The sequence below is a fragment of the Streptococcus himalayensis genome (assembly GCF_001708305.1).
GTDB classification, from domain to species: Bacteria; Bacillota; Bacilli; order Lactobacillales; family Streptococcaceae; genus Streptococcus; species Streptococcus himalayensis.
Map to the genome: position 1 here is coordinate 1,145,569 of NZ_CP016953.1, position 22,001 is coordinate 1,167,569.

Genomic DNA, 22,001 nt, shown 5'->3' on the forward strand with positions numbered 1-22,001 from the left:
AGGAGATGTTTATGAGTAAACATTCGAAAGACTTATTTTTACGGAATAACAAATATTCCTTTCGGAAATTAACAGTTGGAACGGCTTCTGTATTGATTGGCTATATCTTTTTAGCAGGTGGGGTTGCTCAAGCGGCTGAGACAGTTCATCAGGCTGATGCGAATACAGGCGAGTCAAATACAGTGGAAAGTCTGACACCTACAGATAATGCAGAAGAAAAAGCACAACCAGCTCCTTCCTTGAATGACATGACTCCAGCACCGGATCCAAATGTTGCCTTGCGAAGTGCAGGGACTCCAGAAGCTCGCAGTGCAGAAGCAGGAGGAGCAGAGAGCGCAACAACTTCAGAAGAAGCGAAAGTTGTTGATGTGGATCGTGATTCCATTCGGATCTCTGGAGATGCAAGAGCTTATCATCAAGGCAACGGCTTAGCTAACCTTATCGATGGCAATGAAAAAACCATTGCAGAATTAAAGTGGGGTGCTAACAATCGAGATAAGATTACAGGTAATTTACCAGACTATGTAAAATTGCCTCAGGAGATTACTTTTACATTTGGAGCTCCTTCTCGGAACTTAACAGAGATGGAGGTTGTCAAGAGAACCAATGCCAATGGAACAGTGACGAAATACAAGGTAGCTGGTTATTTGAACAATACTCAATTATTTGAATCAGGAGAAATCTCTGTTCCTTTTTCACAAGCAGTCATAAAACATTCGATTGATCCTTCGCTTGCTTTGAATAAAATAGTCTTGACGATTCTTGAAGCGCAAACCAACAAGCAACAAATTAATATGCAGGCTCTAGCGCTGAAGGAAGTTCGCTTCAAAGAATTGATTGAAAAAACGCCAGATGTTAATCACATGAGAACTATTAATGGGTTGGTATGGACTTCATCTACTATGGGCGATACCCATGGTGGTACTAAGAGTTACGATGGAAACGATACCACTTATTGGGAGCCTAAGCAGAATGATGCTACTCCAAATATTCGTTACAAATTACCAAAGATGACGCATATTGAACGGGTGGGCGTGAAATTTACGGCTGCCTCAACTGTTCGTGCTTGGAAGTTGTACTATTCGGATGATATAAACCGAAATCCATCTAGCTGGCGTGAGGTTTATAGTCGCGAAGACGCTGAGCCGATGGCTGAAGAAGTGGTTAATTTACCAGAAGCGATTGATGCACGTCATTTAAAATTAGCAGACTTTAATACGGGTGCAATATTAGAACTAGCAGAGGTACAGGCATTCTCAAATCGGACGATGCCTCCTGAAGAAATCGCAGAAACTTCCGAAGATGATACTACAACAGAGTCTGATATGACGTCAGAACATACAGAGAGTAATGTTGCGTCAACTACGGAAGAAATGCCAGCTTCAACCCCAACATCAAATTCTTCCACAGGCGAAGTGGCACCTCCATCAGGTAGTGAAACTTCTAACACAGAAGCATCCCCAAGCCAACCATCTAATAATTCAGAGCCTTCTAGCCCAACAGAAGACACTCCCCACGTGAACCCTGTTGGCTCAGTTGAGAACACAAATTCTGCAGAAGAGACGAATGCAGCGGATGGTGTTAATGTTGAAGGAGAAGATGAAACAGATGTGGATACAGAAGTTTTGAATGAAGAAACTACCACAGAAAACGAAGTAGCTTCACCAGGTAGTGAAAATTCTAATGTAGAAACACCTGCATCTGCACCAACTCAACCATCTAATAATTCAGAGCCTTCTAGCACACCGGAAGAAACTCCGCAAGGAAACCCTACTGGCTCAGCTGAGAACACAAATTCTGGAGAAGAGGACAATGGCATTTCAATAGAAGAAGATGAAGAGTCTTCTACAGGAGAAGTCGCTCCATCAGGTAGTGAAACTTCTGATACAGAAGCATCCCCAAGCCAACCATCTAGTGGTTCAGAAACTACAGGCACACCGGAAGCCCCTTCCCACGTGACCCCATCTAGCTCAGCTGAGAATACAAATTCTGCAGACGAGACTAGTACAGAGATAGACGATGACGAAGTTGCCATAGAAGACGATGAAGACACTTCCACAGAGGTAACAACTCCATCAGATAGTGGAACTGTATCACCAACTCAACCATCTAATAATTCAGAGCCTTCTAGCACGACGGAAGACACTCCTCAAGGAAACCCTGTTGGCTCAGCTGAGAATAGCAATTCTGGAGAAGAAGACAATGGCGTTTCAATAGAAGAGGACGAAGAGCCTTCTACAGGAGAAGTCGCTTCACCAGGTAGTGAAACTTCTGATACAGAAGCATCCCCAAGCCAACCATCTAGTGGTTCAGAAACTACAGGCACACCGGAAGCCCCTTCCCACGTGACCCCATCTAGCTCAGCTGAGAATACAAATTCTGCAGACGAGACTAGTACAGAGATAGACGATGACGAAGTTGCTATAGAAGACGATGAAGACACTTCCACAGAGGACGTAACAACTCCATCAGGTAGTGAAACATCTAATACAGAGGTATCGCCAACTCACCCATCTAATGGATCAGAGCCTTCTAGCTCGACGGAAGACACTCCTCAAGGAAACCCTGTTGGCTCAGCTGAGAATAGCAATTCTGCAGACGAGACTAGCACAGAGATAGACGATGACGAAGTTGACATAGAAGACGATGAAGACACTTCCACAGATGACGTAACAACTCCATCAGCTAATGGAACTTCTGATACAGAGGTATCACCAACTCACCCATCTAATAATTCAGAGCCTTCTAGCTCAACAGAAGACACTTCCCACGTGAACCCTACTGGCTCAGCTGAGAATAGCAATTCTGGAGAAGAAGACAATGGCGTTTCAATGGCAGAAGATGAAGAGTCTTCTACAGGAGAAGTCGCTCCATCAGGTAGTGAAACTTCTGGTACAGAAACACCTGCCTCCACCACTCACCCATCTAATAATTCAGAGCCTTCTAGCACCACGGAAGAAGCTCCGGAAGGAACCCCTGCTGTTTCAGTTGAGAATACAAATTCTGCAGAAGAGACGAATGCAGAGGATGGTGTTAATGTTGAAGGAAAAGATGAAACAGATGCGGATACAGAAGTTTCGAATGAAGAAACTACCATAGAAAACGAAGTCGCTTCACCCGGTAGTGAAACTTCTGGTACAGAAACTAAACCAAATGAGAATAGTGGAACAACTGCCTCTCCATCAATGGTAGAGGAAGAGAAAGTTGTTCTGGTAGATCGTACGACAATTCAAGTAACAGGAGATAGTGATGTTTATCATCGAAATGAAGGGGTTGATAAACTTATTGATGGAAACGAGAATACTCTTACAGAATTAAAATGGGTAACAAGTGGTACTTTGCCTGAAAATGTAAAACTTCCTCAACCGATTACCTTTACATTTGCAAATGGACCGAGACGTCTTGCTTCTATGGAAGTTGTAAAAAGAGCTTCACAAGCTGGATATAATGGTACGGTTACAAAATACAAAGTTGCAACTTATCTCAATAATTCACTAGTTGAAGAGTCTGGGGATATAGATGTTCCTTATGAACAAGCGCTTATTGAGCATTCGTTTGACAAGAATCACTTGGTTGATAAAGTTGTTCTCACTATCTTAGAAGCTAAAAATAGTAGTCGAGTTGTTGATTTGAAACAAATGACTTTAAAAGAGGTTCGTTTCAAAGAAGTGGAAACGATTGAGAACACTCCAGACACCGACCATATGAGAGCTGTCGGTGGTTGGGTTTGGGCTTCATCCAATTCAGTCTATACTCACGCTGGATCTAAGAGCTATGATCAAAATACCTCTACTTATTGGGAACCTAGACAGAATGATGCTACTCCAAATATTCGTTACAAATTACCGAAGAAGACCCATATTGAACGTCTAGAGTTATTGTTTAAAGATACTGCAACTGTTCGTTCATGGAAGTTATACTATTCAAATGATATTGGACCAGATGTAACGACTTGGACTTTGGCTCATACAAAAGAGGATTCAGATCCAGCAACAGAGGAAGTTATCAATCTTGCAACTCCAATTGATGCACGTCATTTGAAATTAGCAGACTTTAATACAGGAGCAACCATTAGATTGGCAGAAATAAAAGCCTTCTCCAATCGCATAATGCCTCCGGAAGAAACAGGAGAAGAAGGAAATTCAGGAGCAGAGGAAACTCCAAATTCAGAAGGCAACTCAAACTCAGTAGTCTCACCGAATTTAGAAGATGTTCCTACAACAGAACATACGGAGAATGATACTACGCCAACTACGGAAGAAGTGCCATCTTCAACTCCAACACCAGATTCTTCCACAGGAGAGGTAACAACTCCATCAGATAATGAAAATTCTAATGCAGACACATCTGCATCGTCTTCTCAGCCATCTAGTGGTTCAGAGACTACTGGCTCTACAGAGGACACTCCACAAGGGAACCCTGCAGGTTCAGATGAGAATACCAATTCTGGAGAAGAGACGAATACAGAGGATAGTGTTAATGTTGAAGGAGAAGATGAAACAGATGCGGATACAGAAGTTTCGAATGAAGAAACTACCGCAGGCGAAGTAGTAGCTCCATCCAATGGTGGAAATTCTAGTACAGAGGTATCACCAACTCAACCATCTAGTGGTTCAGAGACTACTGGCTCTACAGAGGACACTCCACAAGAAAACCCTGCAGGTTCAGATGAGAATACCAATTCTGGAGAAGAGGAAGACAATGAAGTTTCGATAGAAGAGGACGACGCTCCAACAGTAGTGCCAACACGTCCATCAGAAACGACTGAGACAGAAACGCCAACAACTACTCCAGAACCGGCTCGTCCAGTGGTTTATGAACCAATGATGATTGCCAATAATCGCCTTCACGTGTCTGGAAATGACAATGTTTATCACCAAGGCAAGGGCTTGGACAAGCTAATTGATGGCAAGGAGCAAACTACAACTGAGTTGAAATGGGGAGCAGGCAACCGTATTAATGGTATTCTACCAGCTTATATCACACTTCCACAGGACATCACCTTTACGATTGATGGTGAAAATACTCGGTTGGCTAAGATGGATGTTATTAAGAGAACTCCAGGAAATGGAACGGTAACCAAGTACAAGGTTGCTACATATCGCGGTGATGAGAAAGTCTATGAATCACCAGAAATAGCTGTGGACTATGCTACTCCAATCATTGAGCATCATTTTGAGAATGCTCCACTTGTAAACAAGGTTGTCTTGACCATTTTGGAAACAAAAAATGCAAATAAAACGGTTGACTTACAACAACTTGCTATCAAAGAAGTGAAATTCACAGAATTGGTTCCAAGAGAGAGTGATCCTGAAACGCCAGCTCCATCGGCTGGAAATAGTGAAACTCCTGGTGCGACTGCTCCAGCTCCATCAGCAGGGACAACTCCTACAGAAATGCCTCATCAGCCAGCAACTCCACAGCCAGCAATGGCAGAAGTCTTAGAAGCCGCTGCGACTGCTACATCCTTTAACCCGAGTGACGGTGGCCCTCGTCCAGCTGGATCTGCGACAGATGGCAATAAATCAACCTATTGGGCAAGCGATCCGAATTTAGATAATACAACAGACCCACAACGCTTGACGTTGAGCTTTGAAGACAATAAAACTCTAGTCGGCTTTGCTTATACGCCACGTCAAGTGAGAAATGCTGTTGGGAACATCAAGAAAGCCTATCTTGAAGTGAGCACGGATGGTCAAAACTGGTCTCGTGTGACTATTCAAAATGGCAATGCTGATAATACGGCAACTTTGGATTCTGAGAACTTGAACAAGCAAGTCATTTCCTTTGCTCCAGTTGAAGCTCGTCATATTCGCTTGACAGCTTTAGAAACAGCACACTGGAAGGCAGATCGCCGTAACAAAGTGGTTGCAGCTGCTGAAGTTGCAGCTCTTGAGCAGGTTGCGCCGACAGACTTACGGACAGCAGGTTCCGCTATTGCAGAGCTCTTTAATGCAGACCATGACAATACTTGGGTCTTTACAGGCGGTTTGAATGTTCAAGGCGGAGCATCCTTTACAGAAGGTATTCGCAACTACGTCGGTCAATTTGAAGAATACATCCGTTGGACCAAGTCAGGAAATACCATTCCAGGACGCCAACGTTATGTGATTAATACAGCTAAGGCTGGCGCTAAGATTGGCACTATTGCAGAAAACTTTGAGAAATATGTCGGTCAATTTGCACCAAAAGCAGTAGGTTATATGCTGGGAGTGGAAGATTACGATGCTGGCAGTGAAGGATTAGAAACCTTTAAGACGGGCTTGAAATCCTTTATAGATAGCTCACTAGCTCTTCACAATCATCAAGGGAAAGTTGTCTTGCAAACAGCCTCTGCTACGGCAAATGCTGAAATCAATACTCAGATTGAGTCTTATATCGCAGCAATGAAACAAGTGGCTCAAAGCTATGCTGGAACAGCGGCTTGGAACAACATTGTCTGGGTTGACCACTATACACAAACCAAGAATCCAGAATTCTTGGAGCACGGCTTGGTCTATGATGCTGCCTTGACTGCTAAAGGACATTTAGAAATCGGGAAACAATTAGCTGCTGCGACGATTAAGAGCAGTGACAATTTCCCAGGAACAGGAGTGACCCTTGCTCTTGAAAATGAATCAAAAGTCCAATACTTTGCAGATGCAACCCCAACGGCGACTTATGGAGCAGCAGGACTTGCAGTTGCGATTCCAGAAGTGAAACTGTCTGAAGAAGGTCCAGCTATCAGCAATTGGCATTATGAAGTGGCAGTCGGCAACCGAGTGATTGCAGGCGATGAAACAACGAATCACTTTACAATTACAGGTTTGCCAGAAAATCAAGCCTATACCTTGACCCTTCGTAGCACAGATGGTGCAATTCAATTGCAGACAGTTGCAGGACAGACGGTCCAAGCAAATGAGAGTGCTCTGAAAGAGCAAACCTTGACAGCTGATCAAGCACGGATTCGTCACCTTGTTGAAGGTGAAAAACCGCTCACTTGGCTCTTTATGGGAGATTCCATCACTCATGGTGCTCTCTGGACTAAGGGATACGATGGCATTGCTCAATTATTTGAAAAATACCTCTACACAACTCTTGGTCGAACAGCAGATACAGTCGTGAATACAGCGGTATCTGGCTCCACTGTTCAAGAAACTTTAGATGAGATAGAGCATCGTCTCAACCACTATAAACCAGACGTTGTGTCCATCATGCTAGGAACCAATGACGCGGCTAGCATTTCAGCAGAAGCCTATAAGACAAAACTGCAAACCTTGGTGGACTTGGTTAAGGCGAAGAATGTTCCAATCATTCTACGTACTCCAACGCCGACAACTATGGCGGGTCGTGGACCGAAGATTCCAAGTTTTGTCGAAAAAATGAAGGAAGTAGCAGCGGAAAATCCTGGTACAATCCTCATTGACCAATACACACCATTTAATGAACTTTTGACAAGCTATCCATATCTATGGAAACCAGCTTACTCTGTCATTACAGATACCTTCCCACTTCACCCTGGACCAAATGGTCATGCTCTCATGACGCGAGAATTTATCAAGGGTGTGGGACTTTGGACTGATGATAGTCCAATTACGCAATTGTACTACAAGATGCCGATTGACAAGCAAGAGCGTGATATCACTCCTAGTCTTACTGTGGAAAATGGGGCGATTTCGCTATCAGTAGACACCTTGAAGCAAGAAGTAACGTCTCCATTTAAGAAAGTCACTGTGACAGCCACAGATAAAGAGAGCGGCAAGACATTTACAGTGGTGGGAGATACTGGAGTTCTTACTCTTGATCATTTGGATAAAGGAAAAGCCTACGATGTATCGGTTAGTGTCCAACGGACAGATGCTCCAACCATCAATGTACTACAAACACGTACTTACCATGTTGGGGATGCGATTGAGGAAGTAGTATCTGTTGTCAATCCAACTCGTCCAAAAGACATGGTAGCAGAGAACTATAAAAACAGTGCTGTTGTTCGTCGGGAAGGATTGACTTTAAATGCTAATAATAATCAACGGATTGACTTGAGTGATGACTTGTCAAAATTCAAGAACTTAAGCAATGCAACCTACCATGTGGAATTCAAGCCATCAAGTGATGCCCCTGCCTTTTACAACCTCTTCTCAGCCTCTAGTTCGACTGTTAAGGATGAATATTTTGCTCTATTTGTGAAAGATGGCAAAGCAAATCTGGAAGCGCGTGGAGCAAATGGTTCTCAATTTTATAGCAGTTTTGGAGATGCAACAGGAAAGGTGAACCCAGGGGAATGGAATACGGTTACTTTGACTGTTAGCCAACCAGATGGAGCTACACCAGGTAAGGTTAGTCTATATGTGAACGGTGTGCTCTCTAAAGAAGTAACGAGCACAAATCCGATTAAACTGATCAAAGACATGCCAGATGTAGACATTGCTCAGGTCGGAACGACCAAACGCAAGACAAGCATGGTTTGGGGATCTAACACAGATGTCGATCGTTTGACCATCTACGACCGTGCCTTGACAGCAGAAGAAGTGGCTACTCGCTCGAAACTCTATCATCGGGAAGAAATTGCACCAACGCTTGCAGAAGGTGCCGTCTTGACAGAGAAACATGACGTCTTTACGAGTGGGGTGAATGGTCGCCGCAATCCAAATGGTGTGTCTGCTTACCGGATTCCAGCTCTTCTTGTAACGGATAAGGGAACCTTGATTGCTGGAACAGATGAACGTCGGACCCATTCAGCTGACTGGGGCGATATCGCTATGGTTGTTCGCCGCAGTGAAGACAAGGGACAAACATGGGGAGAACGGATTATTGTCAGTGATTTACGAGACAATACGAATGCTGCTAATCGCAATGTAGGCTCACCATTGAACATTGACATGGTACTGTTACAAGATCCTGAAACCAAACGAATCTTCTCTGTCTTTGACATGTTCCCAGAAGGACAAGGTATCTTTGTTCTACCAGCTCAAAAAGAGGAGCCATACACAGTTATAGATGGCAAACATTACCTCAATCTTTACAAGACTGGAGAAACAACTCCATACACCATTCGTGAAAATGGTGTCGTTTACACACCAACAGGCGAAGCGACAGATTACCATGTGGTCACTAGCTCAACAGAACCAGGATTCAGCGATTTAGGAGACATCTATCGTGGCGATGAAATCCAAGGAAATGTTTACTTCCAAACTAACAAGACTTCTGATTTCCGAATTGCTAAATACAACTTCCTTTGGGAATCTCACAGTGACGACGATGGTAAGACTTGGTCTAGTCCGCGTGACATCACCTACCAAGTCAAGAAACCATGGATGAACTTCTTTGGTACAGGTCCAGGTACAGGTATTGCCTTACGAACGGGTGCCCACAAAGGACGCTTGGTCATTCCGACTTATTCAACGAACTTTACAGGCGGTCTTGGTGGCTCTCAATCATCTCGTGTCATTTACTCAGATGACCATGGTGAAACATGGCATGCTGGTGCAGCGGTCAATGACGGACGGAATTATGAAGGTGGAAAACTAGATTCTAGCACCTTGAATATCTCTGCTGCCCAAAATACAGAGGCAACTGTGGTTCAATTGAACAATGGTGATTTGAAACTCTTCATGCGTAATCTCACTCGTGGCGTTCAAGTTGCAACCAGTCATGATGGTGGTGAAACATGGGAACCAGAAGTTGTCCGCATGGATGATGTGCATGATTCTTATGTACAGTTAGCCGCTGTTCATACCATGCACGAAGGCAAGGAGTATGTGGTTCTAACCAATGCAAATGGCTCAGGCAATAGCCGAACTCAAGGAACAGCACGTCTTGCTCGCGTAGAAGAAGACGGTAGCCTCACATGGTTGCACCATCAATTGATCCAAGATGGTAAGTTTGCCTATAATTCTCTACAAGAAATCGGACCAAATGAATACGGTGTCTTGTATGAGCATGCAGAAGGCACGCAAAATGACTATACCATCAGCTTTAAGAAATTCAACTGGAACTTCTTGACAGAAGGATGGGTGACAGCAGAAAAAGATGTTCATATTGAGCGTGTGGAAAAAGAAGACGATACCACAGCTGTTCTTCACTTTAGTGCCCCAGTTTTGGCTAGAAAATCTCCAGATTTGACTCTTGCGAATGGACATCGGGCAACCTTCCTTAGCCAAATAGATCCAACGACTCTTGTCTATGCTTTGGAAGATGTATCTGATTGGGATAGTGAAATTACTGAAAAAGCTTCAGGAGAGTTGGTCAATGTGAACAATTATCCAGTTCATTTCAAGGCTCCATTGATGAAAAACAGTGTGGATGAGGAAGAAACACCGACACCTGAAGAACCGAACGTATCAGAGGTTGAAGGCCCTGAAACACCAAGCGAAACGCCAACTCAACCAGAGGTACCAAGTGAAACAGTAACACCGACCGAGCCAGAAGTACCGGGCGACACAGAAACACCGACTGAACCAGAGGTACCAGGTGATACAGAAGCACCAACGACTCCAGAGGTACCAGGCGACACAGAAGCGCCAAGCCAGCCAGGCTTGAACCATTCCGTAGGCGATGTTTCAGCTCCAACCGTTTCCGAGAAACCAACGCTAGAATTGCACCATTCCGTAGGCGACGTTCCAGCGCCAACCGTTTCTGAGAAACCAACGCTAGAATTGCACCACTCCGTAGGTGACGTTCCAGCGCCAACCGTTTCCGAAAAACCAACGCTGGAATTGCATCACTCCGTAGGTGACGTTGCGGCTCCAACAGTTTCTGAAAAACCAACCTTGGAATTGCATCACTCCGTAGGCGATGTTCCCGCCCCAACCGTTTCTGAAAAACCAATTCTAGAATTGCACCATTCCGTAGGTGATGTTCCCGCCCCAACCGTTTCTGAAAAACCAATTCTAGAATTGCACCATTCCGTAGGTGACGTTCCCGCCCCAACTGTTTCTGAGAAACCAACGCTAGAATTGCACCATTCCGTAGGTGATGTTCCCGCCCCAACCGTTTCTGAGAAACCTATTCTAGAGTTGCATCACTCCGTAGGTGATGTTCCCGCCCCAACCGTTTCTGAAAAACCAACGCTAGAGTTGCACCACTCCGTGGGTGATGTTCCAGCTCCAACAGTTTCCGAGAAACCAACCTTGGAATTACATCACTCCGTAGGTGACGTTCCCGCCCCAACGGTATCCGAAAAACCAACGCTAGAGTTGCATCACTCAGTGGGTGACGCTGCCGCCCCAACCGTTTCTGAAAAGCCGATTTTGGAATTGCACCATTCCGTAGGCGATGTTCCTGCTCCAACGGTATCCGAAAAACCAACGCTAGAATTGCATCACGCAGTGGGTGGAACTGTTGCCGACAAACCAACACTTGAGTTAGGTAATGTAGTGAGTGCCACTCCAGCGCCAACTGTTGAGGATAAGATGATGGGCTTGGTTCACGAAGGAACACAGCTGAAGGTTGTTGGTTCCGTTGCTGCCTTGAACGGTGCTACAAAGTTGAGAGTTCGTCCAATGGCTTCAACTGCTCCTGCTTTGGAAAATCAAAACTATGAATTGTACGATGTGACTCTTTATAATGAAAAAGACGAACCGGTACAAATCAAGGGAGAAGTAACCGTTGTCCTTCCAAGTAAGGGTAAAGTGGATAAAGTCTACTATGTTCTTAACAATATGACAGAAAGTCTGCCATTCGTCCAAAATGCGGATCAGACAGAAGTCGTGTTTAAGGTTACTCACTTTAGCCAATATGGACTTGTTTACGCCAAAGGCGAACCTGCACCAGTGGTGAATGGAGTGGAGGTAAAACCAGTCAATACCGCTACGACTGTGAAACCAGGTATTCAATTGCTTGCAAATGACAAGAAAGATGAAAAGATGGAATCTCAAACCATGCCAGCAGATAAGATGATGGCAGACAAAGAGATGAAATCTGAACAGTCCTTGCCAAATACAGGCAGTGCAGAGTCAGGCCTAGCACTTGCTGGTCTAGCTCTAGGAATGCTGGGTGCAACAGCAGTTGTTCGCAAGAAAGAACAATGATAGAACCTAAGCATTCTATCTAGACATGAAAAAAGGATCAGTAAGGAGATTTCCTTGTCTGGTCCTTTTTATCTTTATTTTGCTATAATAGTCGTATGAGAAGAATTGTAAGTAACCGCCCAATAACCAGGTATATTGAAAAAGTTCCAAAGTCTTGCTTGACTCTGGAACTTTTTCTATTTGCAGTTATTCTGAATTTTTTCAGCCCACGGTAAATAAGCCTCTAGAACTTCCTTTTTGGCGAGTGACTCCTCGTTTGGAAGATGTTCTAGAAGATAAGTGATGTATTTCTCTGAATCAAGACCATGCCTCTTAGCTGTTTCCAATAAACTCAGAATGATAGCTGTTGACTTGGCTCCCTCAAAACTTTGGGAAAACAACCAATTTTTCCGTCCCATGACCAAGGACTTAATAGCGCGTTCTGCTACATTATTGGATAGAACCAAGCGACCATCTTGAAGAACTGCCTTGAATAGTTCTTCATACTTAAGGCTATACTCTATCGCACGACCAAGTTTTGACCCAGGTAAAATAGATTGATTGCGGCACCAGTCGAAAAACTCATCCATCAAAGGGGCTAACTCTGCCTGGCGTTTATGTAGTCGCTCTTCAGTAGAGAGGTCAACCCAGTCATTCTCCAAGGCAAATAGACGGTCGCAATAGGCTAATCCCTTGGCATCCAAGGAAGTCCTGTCTGCCTTTTTAGGCGTCGCCTCGAAGAACTTTCTTCTGACATGAGCCCAACAACCAACTAGCTGAGCTTTGTCTAACTGCCTATATGCCGACCACATATCACAATGTACATAGCCTGTGTAATCTCCAAGAAACTCCTTCACAACCAAACCACTCCGCCCTTTATCGTGATGATAAAGAGTGATTCCCTGTTCCTCATGCTTGCCAGACAAGAAGGTCCAGTAGAAGGTCAACTGGCTATCATTTTCCAAGACCCTATAAGAAGTCTCATCCGCATGGAGAACAGGCTGTTCTAGTAATTTCTCGTGCAGAAGGTCATAAATCGGCTCGAAATAATACTGACTAGACTTGATGTGCCAGTTGGCGACTTCCTTCCGTGTGATTGGCAAGCCAAGCTTGTTCCAATCCTCTTCCTGGCGGTAGTTGGGGACCTTCAGATTGAACTTCTGATGAATGGTGTGGGCAATAATGGAGGCTGACCCCAAGCTATGGGCCAGAGGTGCCTTCGGAACAGGAGCCTTGATAATCTTATCGTTAAGATTCTTCTGGCTACATGCTTGACATTTATAGGCATGTTGGACATGGTCAATCCGCTTCAATTGTGCAGGGATGAAGACCAACTCTTGCCGTTGAACAGTTGAGCCAATCTCTGTCAACTGACCGTGACAGTCTGGACAAGTTCAGTCTTCGCCTTTTAGTTCATGATGAACCATCTCCGGAGTAAACTGACTGAAAACAGCCTGACGAACGCCTTTAGCCTTCTTGCGTCTATAGGTAATAGTCTCAGTTTCAACTGGGCAAGTCAGATTCTTCTTCAGGTAGGCTTTCCTCACCGAATAAGCTGAGCTGACCAGTTTGATGCACAACCTTCTCTGATGACTTGCCATAAAGTTTTTGAGTTAAGTAAGCTACTTGTTCACGAAGAAGAGCAAGTTCATTTGTGAGTTGTTGGTTAACAGCTGCTTGTTGTTTAATAATGGCTAATAGCTCTTCCATAGTCTCACCCTCCATTTTTCTTTATTATACCGAAAGAAAAGCCATGATTTCAATAGAAATCACGACTTTTTGTAGATTTTATTTTAGGGCTTATCGAAAATCCCTTCATCAGCCAGTCTACTTGCTCGGAAGTGAGGGCTTTGACCTCATGTTCATCATTAGGCCAAGTGAGTTTGCCGTTTTCAAATCGCTTGTAAAGCAACCAGAAACCTTGTCCATCCCAATAAAGAGCTTTGAAACGATCTTTGCGGCGACCACAGAAGAGAAAAACTTGACCAGAAAAGGGATCTAATTCAAATTGACGTTTAACGAGATAGGCCAGCGAATCAATCCCTTGACGCATATCAGTTTTGCCACAAACCAGATAGACCTGCCCTAAATCACTGAGTCGGATGCTCATAAGCAAGTACCTTATCTAAAATAGTTTCCAGTGTTTCTTGATGAAGAGATGGGAACAAGCTTAGTTCAACTTTTCCAATACGCATTTTCAGTGCCATCTTGCTTTTGGATTTATGAGGAAATCGACGAGATTGTGGTGTTTTCAAGGGAACAATAGGTTGTGACATCAAAATAGCCTCCAGTTCTGTTTTCTGATAACAGTATACTAGAGGCGTGGAAAATATCATAGACACCTCGTTATGGGGCGGTTACGAGGGTAACCGCCCCATAACGAGGTATATTGAAAAAGTTCCAAAGTCTTGCTTGACTCTGGAACTTTTTCTATTTGCAGTTATTCTGAATTTTTTCAGCCCACGGTAAATAAGCCTCTAGAACTTCCTTTTTGGCGAGTGACTCCTCGTTTGGAAGATGTTCTAGAAGATAAGTGATGTATTTCTCTGAATCAAGACCATGCCTCTTAGCTGTTTCCAATAAACTCAGAATGATAGCTGTTGACTTGGCTCCCTCAAAACTTTGAGAAAACAGCCAATTTTTCCGTCCAATGACCAAGGACTTAATGGCGCGTTCTGCTACATTATTGGATAGAACCAAGCGACCATCTTGAAGAACTGCCTTGAATAGTTCCTCATACTTAAGGCTATACTCTATCGCACGACCAAGTTTTGACCCAGGTAAAATAGATTGATTGCGGCACCAGTCGAAGAACTCATCCATCAAAGGGGCTAACTCTGTCTGGCGTTTATGTAGTCGCTCCTCGCTAGACAAATCTGCCCAATCATTCTCCAAGGCAAATAGACGGTCGCAATAGGCTAATCCCTTGGCACCCAAGGAAGTCTTGTCTGCCTTTTTAGGAGTCGCCTCGAAGAACTTTCTTCTGACATGAGCCCAACAACCAACCAACTCAGCTCGTTCTAACTGCCTATAGGCACTCAGCGGTTCGCAGTTAACCAAGCTTATCCTCACTTCGTTCCTCAAGCTTGGACTGCTATCGCATAGGCAGAACTAAGGAACTGAAGTTCCAAGTTACTGCCGTAACATGTCACAATGTACATAGCCTGTGTAATCTCCAAGAAACTCCTTCACAACCAAGCCACTCCGCCCTTTATCGTGATGATAAAGAGTGATGCCCTGTTCTTCATGCTTGCCAGACAAGAAGGTCCAGTAGAAGGTCAACTGGCTATCACTTTCTAAGACCCTGTAAGAAGTCTCATCCGCATGGAGAACAGGCTGTTCTAGTAATTTCTCGTGCAGAAGGTCATAAATCGGCTCGAAATAATACTGACTAGACTTGATGTGCCAGTTGGCGATTTCCTTCCGTGTGATTGGCAAGCCAAGCTTGTTCCAATCCTCTTCCTGGCGGTAGTTGGGGACCTTCAGATTGAACTTCTGATGAATGGTGTGGGCAATAATGGAGGCTGACCCCAAGCTATGGGCCAGAGGTGCCTTAGGAACAGGAGCCTTGATAATCTTATCGTTAAAATTCTTCTCGCTACAGTTCTGGCACTTGTAAGCGTGTTGGACATGGTCAAGGCGTTTCAATTGGGCAGGGATATAAACCAATTCCTGCCTCTGAATACAAGAACCAATCTCTTTCAACTGACCGTGACAGTCTGGACAAGTGCAGTCTTCGCCTTTTAGTTCATGATGAACCATCTCTGGAGTAAACTGACTGAAAACAGCCTGACGAACTCCCTTAGTTTTCTTACGTTTATAGGTAATCGTTTCTGTGTCACCTGGGTAAGTCAGCGTCTTCTTCAGGAAGTGGTTCTTCTTCGAAGAGACTTAGCTGACCAGGCTGATACGCAACTTTCTCTGATGATTTGCCATAAAGTTTTTGAGTTAAGTAAGCTACTTGTTCACGAAGGAGGGTCAACTCATTGGTCATGATTTCAATAGTTTTTGTTAGACTTTCAATCACTTTATCTTGTGACTCCATGGACTTACCCCCTTCTTTTTATCTCATTATACCGAAAAGAAAGCCATGATTTCAATAGAAATCACGACTTTTTGTAGATTTTATTTTAGGACTTATCGAAAATCCCTTCATCAACCAGTCTACTTGCTCGGAAGTGAGGGCTTTGACCTCATGTTCATCATTAGGCCAAGTGAGTTTGCCATTTTCAAATCGCTTGTAAAGCAACCAGAAACCTTGTCCATCCCAGTAAAGAGCTTTGAACCGGTCTTTGCGACCACCACAGAAAAGAAAAACTTGACCAGAAAAGGAATCTAATTCAAATTGACGTTTAACAAGATAAGCCAGCGAATCAATCCCCTGTCTCATATCGGTTTTGCCACAAACCAGATAGACCTGCCCTAAATCACTGAGTCGGATGCTCATAAGCAAGTACCTTATCTAAAATAGTTTCCAGTGTTTCTTGATGAAGAGATTGGAACAAGCTTAGTTCAACTTTTCCAATACCCATTTTCAGTACCAGATCATTTCTGGATTTATGAGGAAATCGACGAGATTGTGGTGTTTTCAAGGGAACAATAGGTTGTGACATCAAAATAGCCTCCAGTTCTGTTTTCTGATAACAGTATACTAGAGGCGCGGAAAATATCATAGACACCTGGTTATGGGGCGGTTACGAAGAATTGCATTATTATCAGATATTCATGGCAATCAGACGGCGTTAGAAGCTGTTCTAGCAGATACAAGGGCGATAGGAGTAACGGATTACTGGGTTTTGGGAGATAGTGTCATGCCTGGAAGTGGTCGCAAGGAGTTGCTTGACTTACTAGCCAGTTTACCGATTAGCCTTGAGGTGAGAGGGAATTGGGAGGATAGTTTATGGCGTGCAGCCCATGGTTTGCTGCATATAGAGAGACCGAGCCATCTTTATCTCATGCGTTTGTGTGCGTATGTGATGGAGGAAATTTCACTGGAGGAGATTGATGGACGCCATCTTCTTCCTATGCAGGAAATCCGTTCTATTCAAGGTTTGGAGATAGTAGTCAGCCATCATTTGCCAGAAAAAAATTGGGGCCGTGAGTTAATTCATATTGGGGCACAGGAAGAGTTTGACAAGTTGTTTCAGGGAAATCAAGCCTCAATTGCAATTTACGGTCACATTCATCAGCAATTATTACGCTATGGTAGCCAAGGGCAAATGATTATCAATCCCGGTTCTATCGGTCAACCCTTTTTCATGGATGACCACTTGCGCAAGGATTTACGGGCTCAATATGCTGTTTTAGAGATTGATAATCAGGGTTTAGCGAATGTGGATTTTCGTCGGGTTGCCTATGATGTAGAGTTAGAATTACATCGTGCCAAACTTCAGGAGCTTCCTTATTTTGAGATTTACCGTGAAAGCTTGGTCAATGGCATTCATCATACACATAATCATGAGTGGCTAGCAGAGATTGCCCAGAGGGAAAGATATGAAGAAGAGGTGCAGCAGTTCTTTAAAAGCAGATGAAGCTTGCACTTCTTTTGAAAAAGGGATATACTAGGGAAAAAGGAGGACGATATGCAAATTTCAAGTCGATTTACAATTGCGACCCATATCTTGGTCGTACTCGCCTTAGAAGGGGAGCAGACAAAGGTAACAAGCGATTATTTAGCAGGGAGCGTAGGGGTAAATCCTGTGATTATTCGTAACGTCCTATCTCAGTTAAAGGCTGCCAATCTGGTGAGTGTTGCAAGAGGGACAGGTGGTGCCAAGGTGATTCAAGACCCGTCTACTATTACGCTCTATGATATTTACGAGGCGGTTGATAGTTTGGGACAATCCGGTCAGCTGTTTGGTTTTCATGAAAATCCCAATCCAAACTGCAACATCGGTCGCAACATCCATGCCGTGCTAGATGATCGCTTAGAAGCTGCCCAGCGGGCTTTGGAAGCTGAACTCAGCCAAACAAGTCTGGCAGATTTGGTTCAAGATGCACAGGGCAAGAGTCCTGCGGACAGCTAAGCAATCTGAAAAGACAATCTAATCGTATAATTGCCCTGTTGCGATGAATTCCAATCGGAGAAAGTTTTGAGAAAGTAACCTAATCATGATGGTAGAAAAGACTAGCTTGCTAGTCTTTTTTTGGATAGGAATGATTGGTTTCTACTCATTTGATTTCAAAAATAGTTGAGCTTGGGATAAACCAAAATGAAGTAGGCTAAGTCAGTTAAACAGGATGCTTTTTAGTAGCTAAAACGGACAGTCATAAAGATATGTCATTCATGTCTGAACCGCCGAGGAAGGCGGTCGACATGCTAATTTTAATTTTGTTTAGTATAATTTCGGATTTTCTAAGTTGTAATGATTGACATGACAACAAGTAAGTGTTAGAATTGTTGTAACAAAAACAATTACAACAAAAGGAGAAACAAAATGAAACTAGCAGTTATTGGAGCAAATGGACAAGCAGGACAGGCGATTGTGGCAGAAGCAGTAGCCCGTGGACATGAGGTGACAGCGATTGTTCGCTCAAGCAATCAATCTCAAGCACAAGCGGTTCTGCAAAAGGATTTATTTGACTTGGAATCAGCAGATTTGAGTGGATTTGATGCAGTGGTGAGCGCTTTTGGTGCCTTTACTCCTGAAACATTGCCGCAGCACACGACTTCTTTGGAGCATGTAGCGAGTATTTTGGCTGGAAGCGATACGCGACTTTTAGTAGTTGGTGGGGCAGGAAGTTTGTATCTGGATGATAGCCTAACTACCCAACTCTATCAGACACCTGATTTTCCGGAGGATTTCTTCCCATTGGCAGAAGCGATGAGTAAGGGCTTGGCAGCACTCCGTAAGGTATCAAAGGTCAATTGGACCTATATCAGTCCTGCGGCAGATTTTGAAGTAGATTATCCAAAAACAGGTGAGTATCTTCTTGCGGGGGAAATCTTTACGGTGAATCAAGCTGGTGAAAGCAAAATGAGCTATGCAGACTATGCGATTGCCATGGTAGATGAAATCGAACATGGAAATCATCTGAATGAGCGGATTTCTGTTCTTGGAAAGTAGGTTGATAGGATGTACCCTTATCGCAGTCAGATTTACCTAGGAGAAGTTGCACTTTATGTGGAGGATGTGTATCGGGTTAGTCAATTTTATCAGCAGATACTAGGCTTAGCAGTGCTTGCCGAAACTGACACAGAAGTCCTATTAGGAGTAGGCAAGGAAGGGCTTGTTCGTCTGTTACCTGCTACTCAAGGAAAATCCAAGACGTATGGCCTTTATCATCTAGCCCTTTTAGTTCCTGAGCGAAAAGACTTGGCAGCCATTTTTAAACGCTTAGTGGAGAACCGCATTTCGATGGTGGGAGGTTCAGATCATGGCTATAGCGAAGCCATTTATCTGGAAGATCCAGAAGGAAATGGTATCGAACTCTATTATGATAAGGATGTGATCCAGTGGGATATCCGAGAAGATGGGCGAATTGTTGGTGTGACGGAGGAATTGGCTGCACAAGAATTGTATGAAGATGGGGCCTATACAGAGCCTTTTCAGTTAGCAAGAGGCACTCGCATGGGGCATGTCCATTTATCTGTTCGAGAAAGTCAGCCAGCCAGTGCATTTTATCGAGCCTTGCTAGGGTTGGAGGATAAATTTTCTATACCGACAGGCAGTTGGTTGGCTTCTGGCGATTATCATCACCACCTTGCTGTTAATGAATGGTCGGGGAAACACCTTCAACCACATCAAAAAGGTCAAGCAGGTCTGGCATATTTTACCGTTCTTGTCGAAAGCAAGGAACATTTACTGGTGATGTACGAACGGGCAATCCATTTAGGAGTTTCTGTTCGATGGCTTCAGTCTCGTATGTTCGAAATTACAGATACTGACGGCATTGTCGTGCGGGTTGGTGTGAAATAGTGTATCAAAAAAGAGGCCGGGACAAAAGTCCTTGCCTCCATTATTTTTGTAGTTTTATTAGTTTGACGCAGTAGTTGTCTGGTTTGTATCACGTTGATAAATCAACATTCTACAAACCTAGTCAACCTCGCGGGGGTGAGACGACAAAATCGATTTCTTCGAAATCACGATTGAGTCCCACTCCCCTTTTTGATAGTTATAAACTATTTTTCAGTGCTTGAATCAGCTGATTATTTTCTTGAATCAACTGATCGGCTCCTTCTCGTGTCAGTCCTTCAATCTGGCGAAAACACTCTGACAAGTGCGTTTTAATATCCTGTTGGAGATGTTTCCCTCCTTCTGTTAGCTGTACATACAGTTGCCGTTTGTCCTTTTCAGGTCGCAATCTGAGAAGATACCCCTTTTCCTCTAAACGCTTGAGCAAGGGAGTTAAGGTATTGCTGGATAAGTCAAGGCGTTTACCAATCTCTTTTAAAGGCAAGGAAGCCTCCTCCCACAGCACGACTAGAACCAGATACTGGGTGTAGGTTAGATCAAATTTCTCCAGATTTTTCTTATAAAATTGACGGAACAGCCGCTCTACATTGTAAAAAGAGTAGCAGAGCTGGTGGGATAGTAAATCGTTCATTTTTTTCTCCAATCGTTTGCGAGTGATTCTAGGATAGCATAAACCTTTTTGATTGACAAAGAATAGGACTTTTATTAGAATAATCGTGCACGATTAAATTTTGGAGGAAAAGAATATGTATCAATACGATGTAACCCTTATCGGCTCAGGACATGCTAGCTGGCATGCGGCGGTTGACTTGGCAAAGGCTGGTAAGAAAGTCGCCATTATCGAAAAAGATGTCACTGCCGGAACCTGTACCAATTATGGCTGCAATGCGAAATTTTTGCTCGAAAGTCCTTTTGAATTTTTAGATGGCTTGGCACGGTATGAAAAAGCTGGAATCGCAAAGAGTGGTGAGATTTCTTGGGAAAAATTAATGGCTTACAAGCAAGAAGAAATCGGAAGCTACGTACCAATTATGGAGGGAATATTTGCCCATGTCGGCATTGACCTCTTGAAGGGGCAGGGCCGTTTGGTTGATGCTCACACAGTAGCCTATGGGGATGAAACGATTACAACAGAATTTGTGGTGATCGGAACAGGTCAGCGTCCAGCTAGGTTGAATGTACCGGGGAATGAATTTTTCCATGATAGCCGCGAATTTCTTGATTTAGAAACCTTACCAAATCGCATGACTTTTATTGGAGCGGGGATTATTTCCCTAGAATGTGCGACGATGGTCTCAAAAATGGGTAAAGAAGTTCATATTGTTGAATTTGCGGATCGGGCCTTGGCTGCTTATCCGGAGTCTTATGTAGCTACGGTTATTGAGAAAATGACGGCTGAAGGAGTTCAATTTCATTTTGGGCAAGCTGTGTCAGAAGCTATCAAAACGCAAGATGCCTATCTTGTTCGGACAGCAAGCGGGCTAGCGATTGAGACAGACTATATTGTGGATGCGACAGGACGTGTGTCAAATGTAGAAGGTCTTGGGCTAGAAGAGTTAGGTATTGAGACTGACCGTGGCGGAATTGTGGTCAACGAGTTTATGCAAACAGCTGTCCCAACCATTTATGCGTCTGGGGATGTTGTTTCAAAAACCATTCCGAAATTGACCCCAACGGCTAGCTTTGAGTCAAGCTACATTGCACGCCATATTTTAGGCGAGCGAGAAGCGATTGCTTATCCTGTCGTTCCAAATGTAGTCTTTACACTTCCACGGATTGCCCAAGTCGGAGTCACAGTGGAAGAAGCTAAGCAGCAGCTTGATCTCTACCACATCGTGGAAATACCATTTGGACAAAAATTGAAATTCCAAACAAAATTAGAGGAAGAAGCACACATCACCTTTATTGTTGGCAAAGACAAGACCTTAAAAGGAGCAGCACTTCTTGGACATGAAGCAGGGGAATTAGTCAATTTAATCACATTCATCATTCAGCAAAAGGTAACAGCCAAGGACTTAGATCAGATGATTTTTGCCTTTCCAGCCGTTACGAATGGTATTTTGAATGATTTGAAAATGGCCTTGGCCTAAGGAGGAAA

At 43.8% G+C, this 22,001-nt stretch carries 13 protein-coding genes and 2 pseudogenes; 6 read left to right on the plus strand and 9 right to left on the minus strand.

Annotated elements, in window-relative coordinates:
* The first annotated feature begins 11 nt into the window (after positions 1-11).
* Positions 12-12,008 carry a discoidin domain-containing protein gene (locus BFM96_RS05410; RefSeq protein ID WP_068991335.1) on the plus strand — a complete coding sequence of 3,999 codons (11,997 nt, stop codon included), beginning with the start codon at positions 12-14 and terminating at the stop codon, positions 12,006-12,008.
* A 176-nt stretch (positions 12,009-12,184) separates the two neighbouring features.
* Here BFM96_RS05410 and tnpC read toward each other — a convergent pair.
* The 8 genes and pseudogenes from tnpC to BFM96_RS05455 all read right to left on the minus strand — a co-directional run bounded on the left by tnpC (position 12,185) and on the right by BFM96_RS05455 (position 16,600).
* Positions 12,185-13,588, minus strand: a pseudogene (tnpC, locus tag BFM96_RS05415) (IS66 family transposase).
* Positions 13,491-13,697 carry an IS66 family transposase gene (locus BFM96_RS05420; protein WP_068991337.1) on the minus strand — a complete coding sequence of 69 codons (207 nt, stop codon included), beginning with the start codon at positions 13,695-13,697 and terminating at the stop codon, positions 13,491-13,493. Before BFM96_RS05420 ends, tnpC begins: the two are co-directional and overlap by 98 nt.
* A gap of 49 nt (positions 13,698-13,746) precedes the next feature.
* Positions 13,747-14,097: an IS66 family insertion sequence element accessory protein TnpB gene (gene tnpB, locus BFM96_RS05425; protein ID WP_068991346.1), complete on the minus strand. Its 351-nt coding sequence runs from the start codon at positions 14,095-14,097 to the stop codon at positions 13,747-13,749.
* Positions 14,078-14,263, minus strand: coding sequence for a hypothetical protein (locus BFM96_RS05430; protein ID WP_068991349.1), 186 nt, complete (start codon positions 14,261-14,263; stop codon positions 14,078-14,080). Before BFM96_RS05430 ends, tnpB (BFM96_RS05425) begins: the two co-directional genes overlap by 20 nt.
* Positions 14,264-14,417: 154 nt before the next feature.
* A pseudogene (locus BFM96_RS11490) lies at positions 14,418-15,854 on the minus strand (IS66 family transposase).
* Positions 15,826-16,032 (minus strand): IS66 family transposase, encoded by a 207-nt coding sequence (locus BFM96_RS05445; protein ID WP_068991354.1) that lies wholly within the window; start codon positions 16,030-16,032, stop codon positions 15,826-15,828. The pseudogene BFM96_RS11490 and the gene BFM96_RS05445 overlap by 29 nt, the downstream one beginning before the upstream one ends.
* 51 nt (positions 16,033-16,083) lie before the next feature.
* Entirely contained in the window at positions 16,084-16,434 is a 351-nt protein-coding gene (gene tnpB / locus BFM96_RS05450) for an IS66 family insertion sequence element accessory protein TnpB (protein ID WP_068991100.1), read from the minus strand.
* Positions 16,415-16,600 carry a hypothetical protein gene (locus tag BFM96_RS05455; protein ID WP_068991357.1) on the minus strand — a complete coding sequence of 62 codons (186 nt, stop codon included), beginning with the start codon at positions 16,598-16,600 and terminating at the stop codon, positions 16,415-16,417. The genes tnpB (BFM96_RS05450) and BFM96_RS05455 overlap by 20 nt, the downstream gene beginning before the upstream one ends.
* A gap of 72 nt (positions 16,601-16,672) precedes the next feature.
* Between BFM96_RS05455 and BFM96_RS05460 the strand changes: the two genes are divergently transcribed.
* From BFM96_RS05460 to BFM96_RS05475, 4 genes are all read left to right on the plus strand, one after another.
* Positions 16,673-17,518 (plus strand): metallophosphoesterase family protein, encoded by an 846-nt coding sequence (locus tag BFM96_RS05460; protein ID WP_068991360.1) that lies wholly within the window; start codon positions 16,673-16,675, stop codon positions 17,516-17,518.
* A 51-nt stretch (positions 17,519-17,569) separates the two neighbouring features.
* Entirely contained in the window at positions 17,570-18,013 is a 444-nt protein-coding gene (locus BFM96_RS05465; protein WP_068991364.1) for an Rrf2 family transcriptional regulator, read from the plus strand.
* A gap of 411 nt (positions 18,014-18,424) precedes the next feature.
* Positions 18,425-19,054 (plus strand): NAD(P)-dependent oxidoreductase, encoded by a 630-nt coding sequence (locus BFM96_RS05470; RefSeq protein WP_068991367.1) that lies wholly within the window; start codon positions 18,425-18,427, stop codon positions 19,052-19,054.
* Between the two features lie 9 nt (positions 19,055-19,063).
* Positions 19,064-19,906: a VOC family protein gene (locus BFM96_RS05475; protein ID WP_068991370.1), complete on the plus strand. Its 843-nt coding sequence runs from the start codon at positions 19,064-19,066 to the stop codon at positions 19,904-19,906.
* Positions 19,907-20,102: 196 nt separating this feature from the next.
* Here the strand turns inward: BFM96_RS05475 and BFM96_RS05480 are convergent, their stop codons facing one another.
* Positions 20,103-20,534 (minus strand): MarR family transcriptional regulator, encoded by a 432-nt coding sequence (locus tag BFM96_RS05480; RefSeq protein WP_068991375.1) that lies wholly within the window; start codon positions 20,532-20,534, stop codon positions 20,103-20,105.
* A gap of 115 nt (positions 20,535-20,649) precedes the next feature.
* Here BFM96_RS05480 and BFM96_RS05485 point away from each other — a divergent pair, with 115 nt between their 5' ends.
* Positions 20,650-21,993, plus strand: a complete 1,344-nt coding sequence (locus BFM96_RS05485; protein ID WP_068991378.1) for a dihydrolipoyl dehydrogenase family protein — start codon at positions 20,650-20,652, stop codon at positions 21,991-21,993.
* The last annotated feature ends 8 nt before the right edge of the window (positions 21,994-22,001 follow it).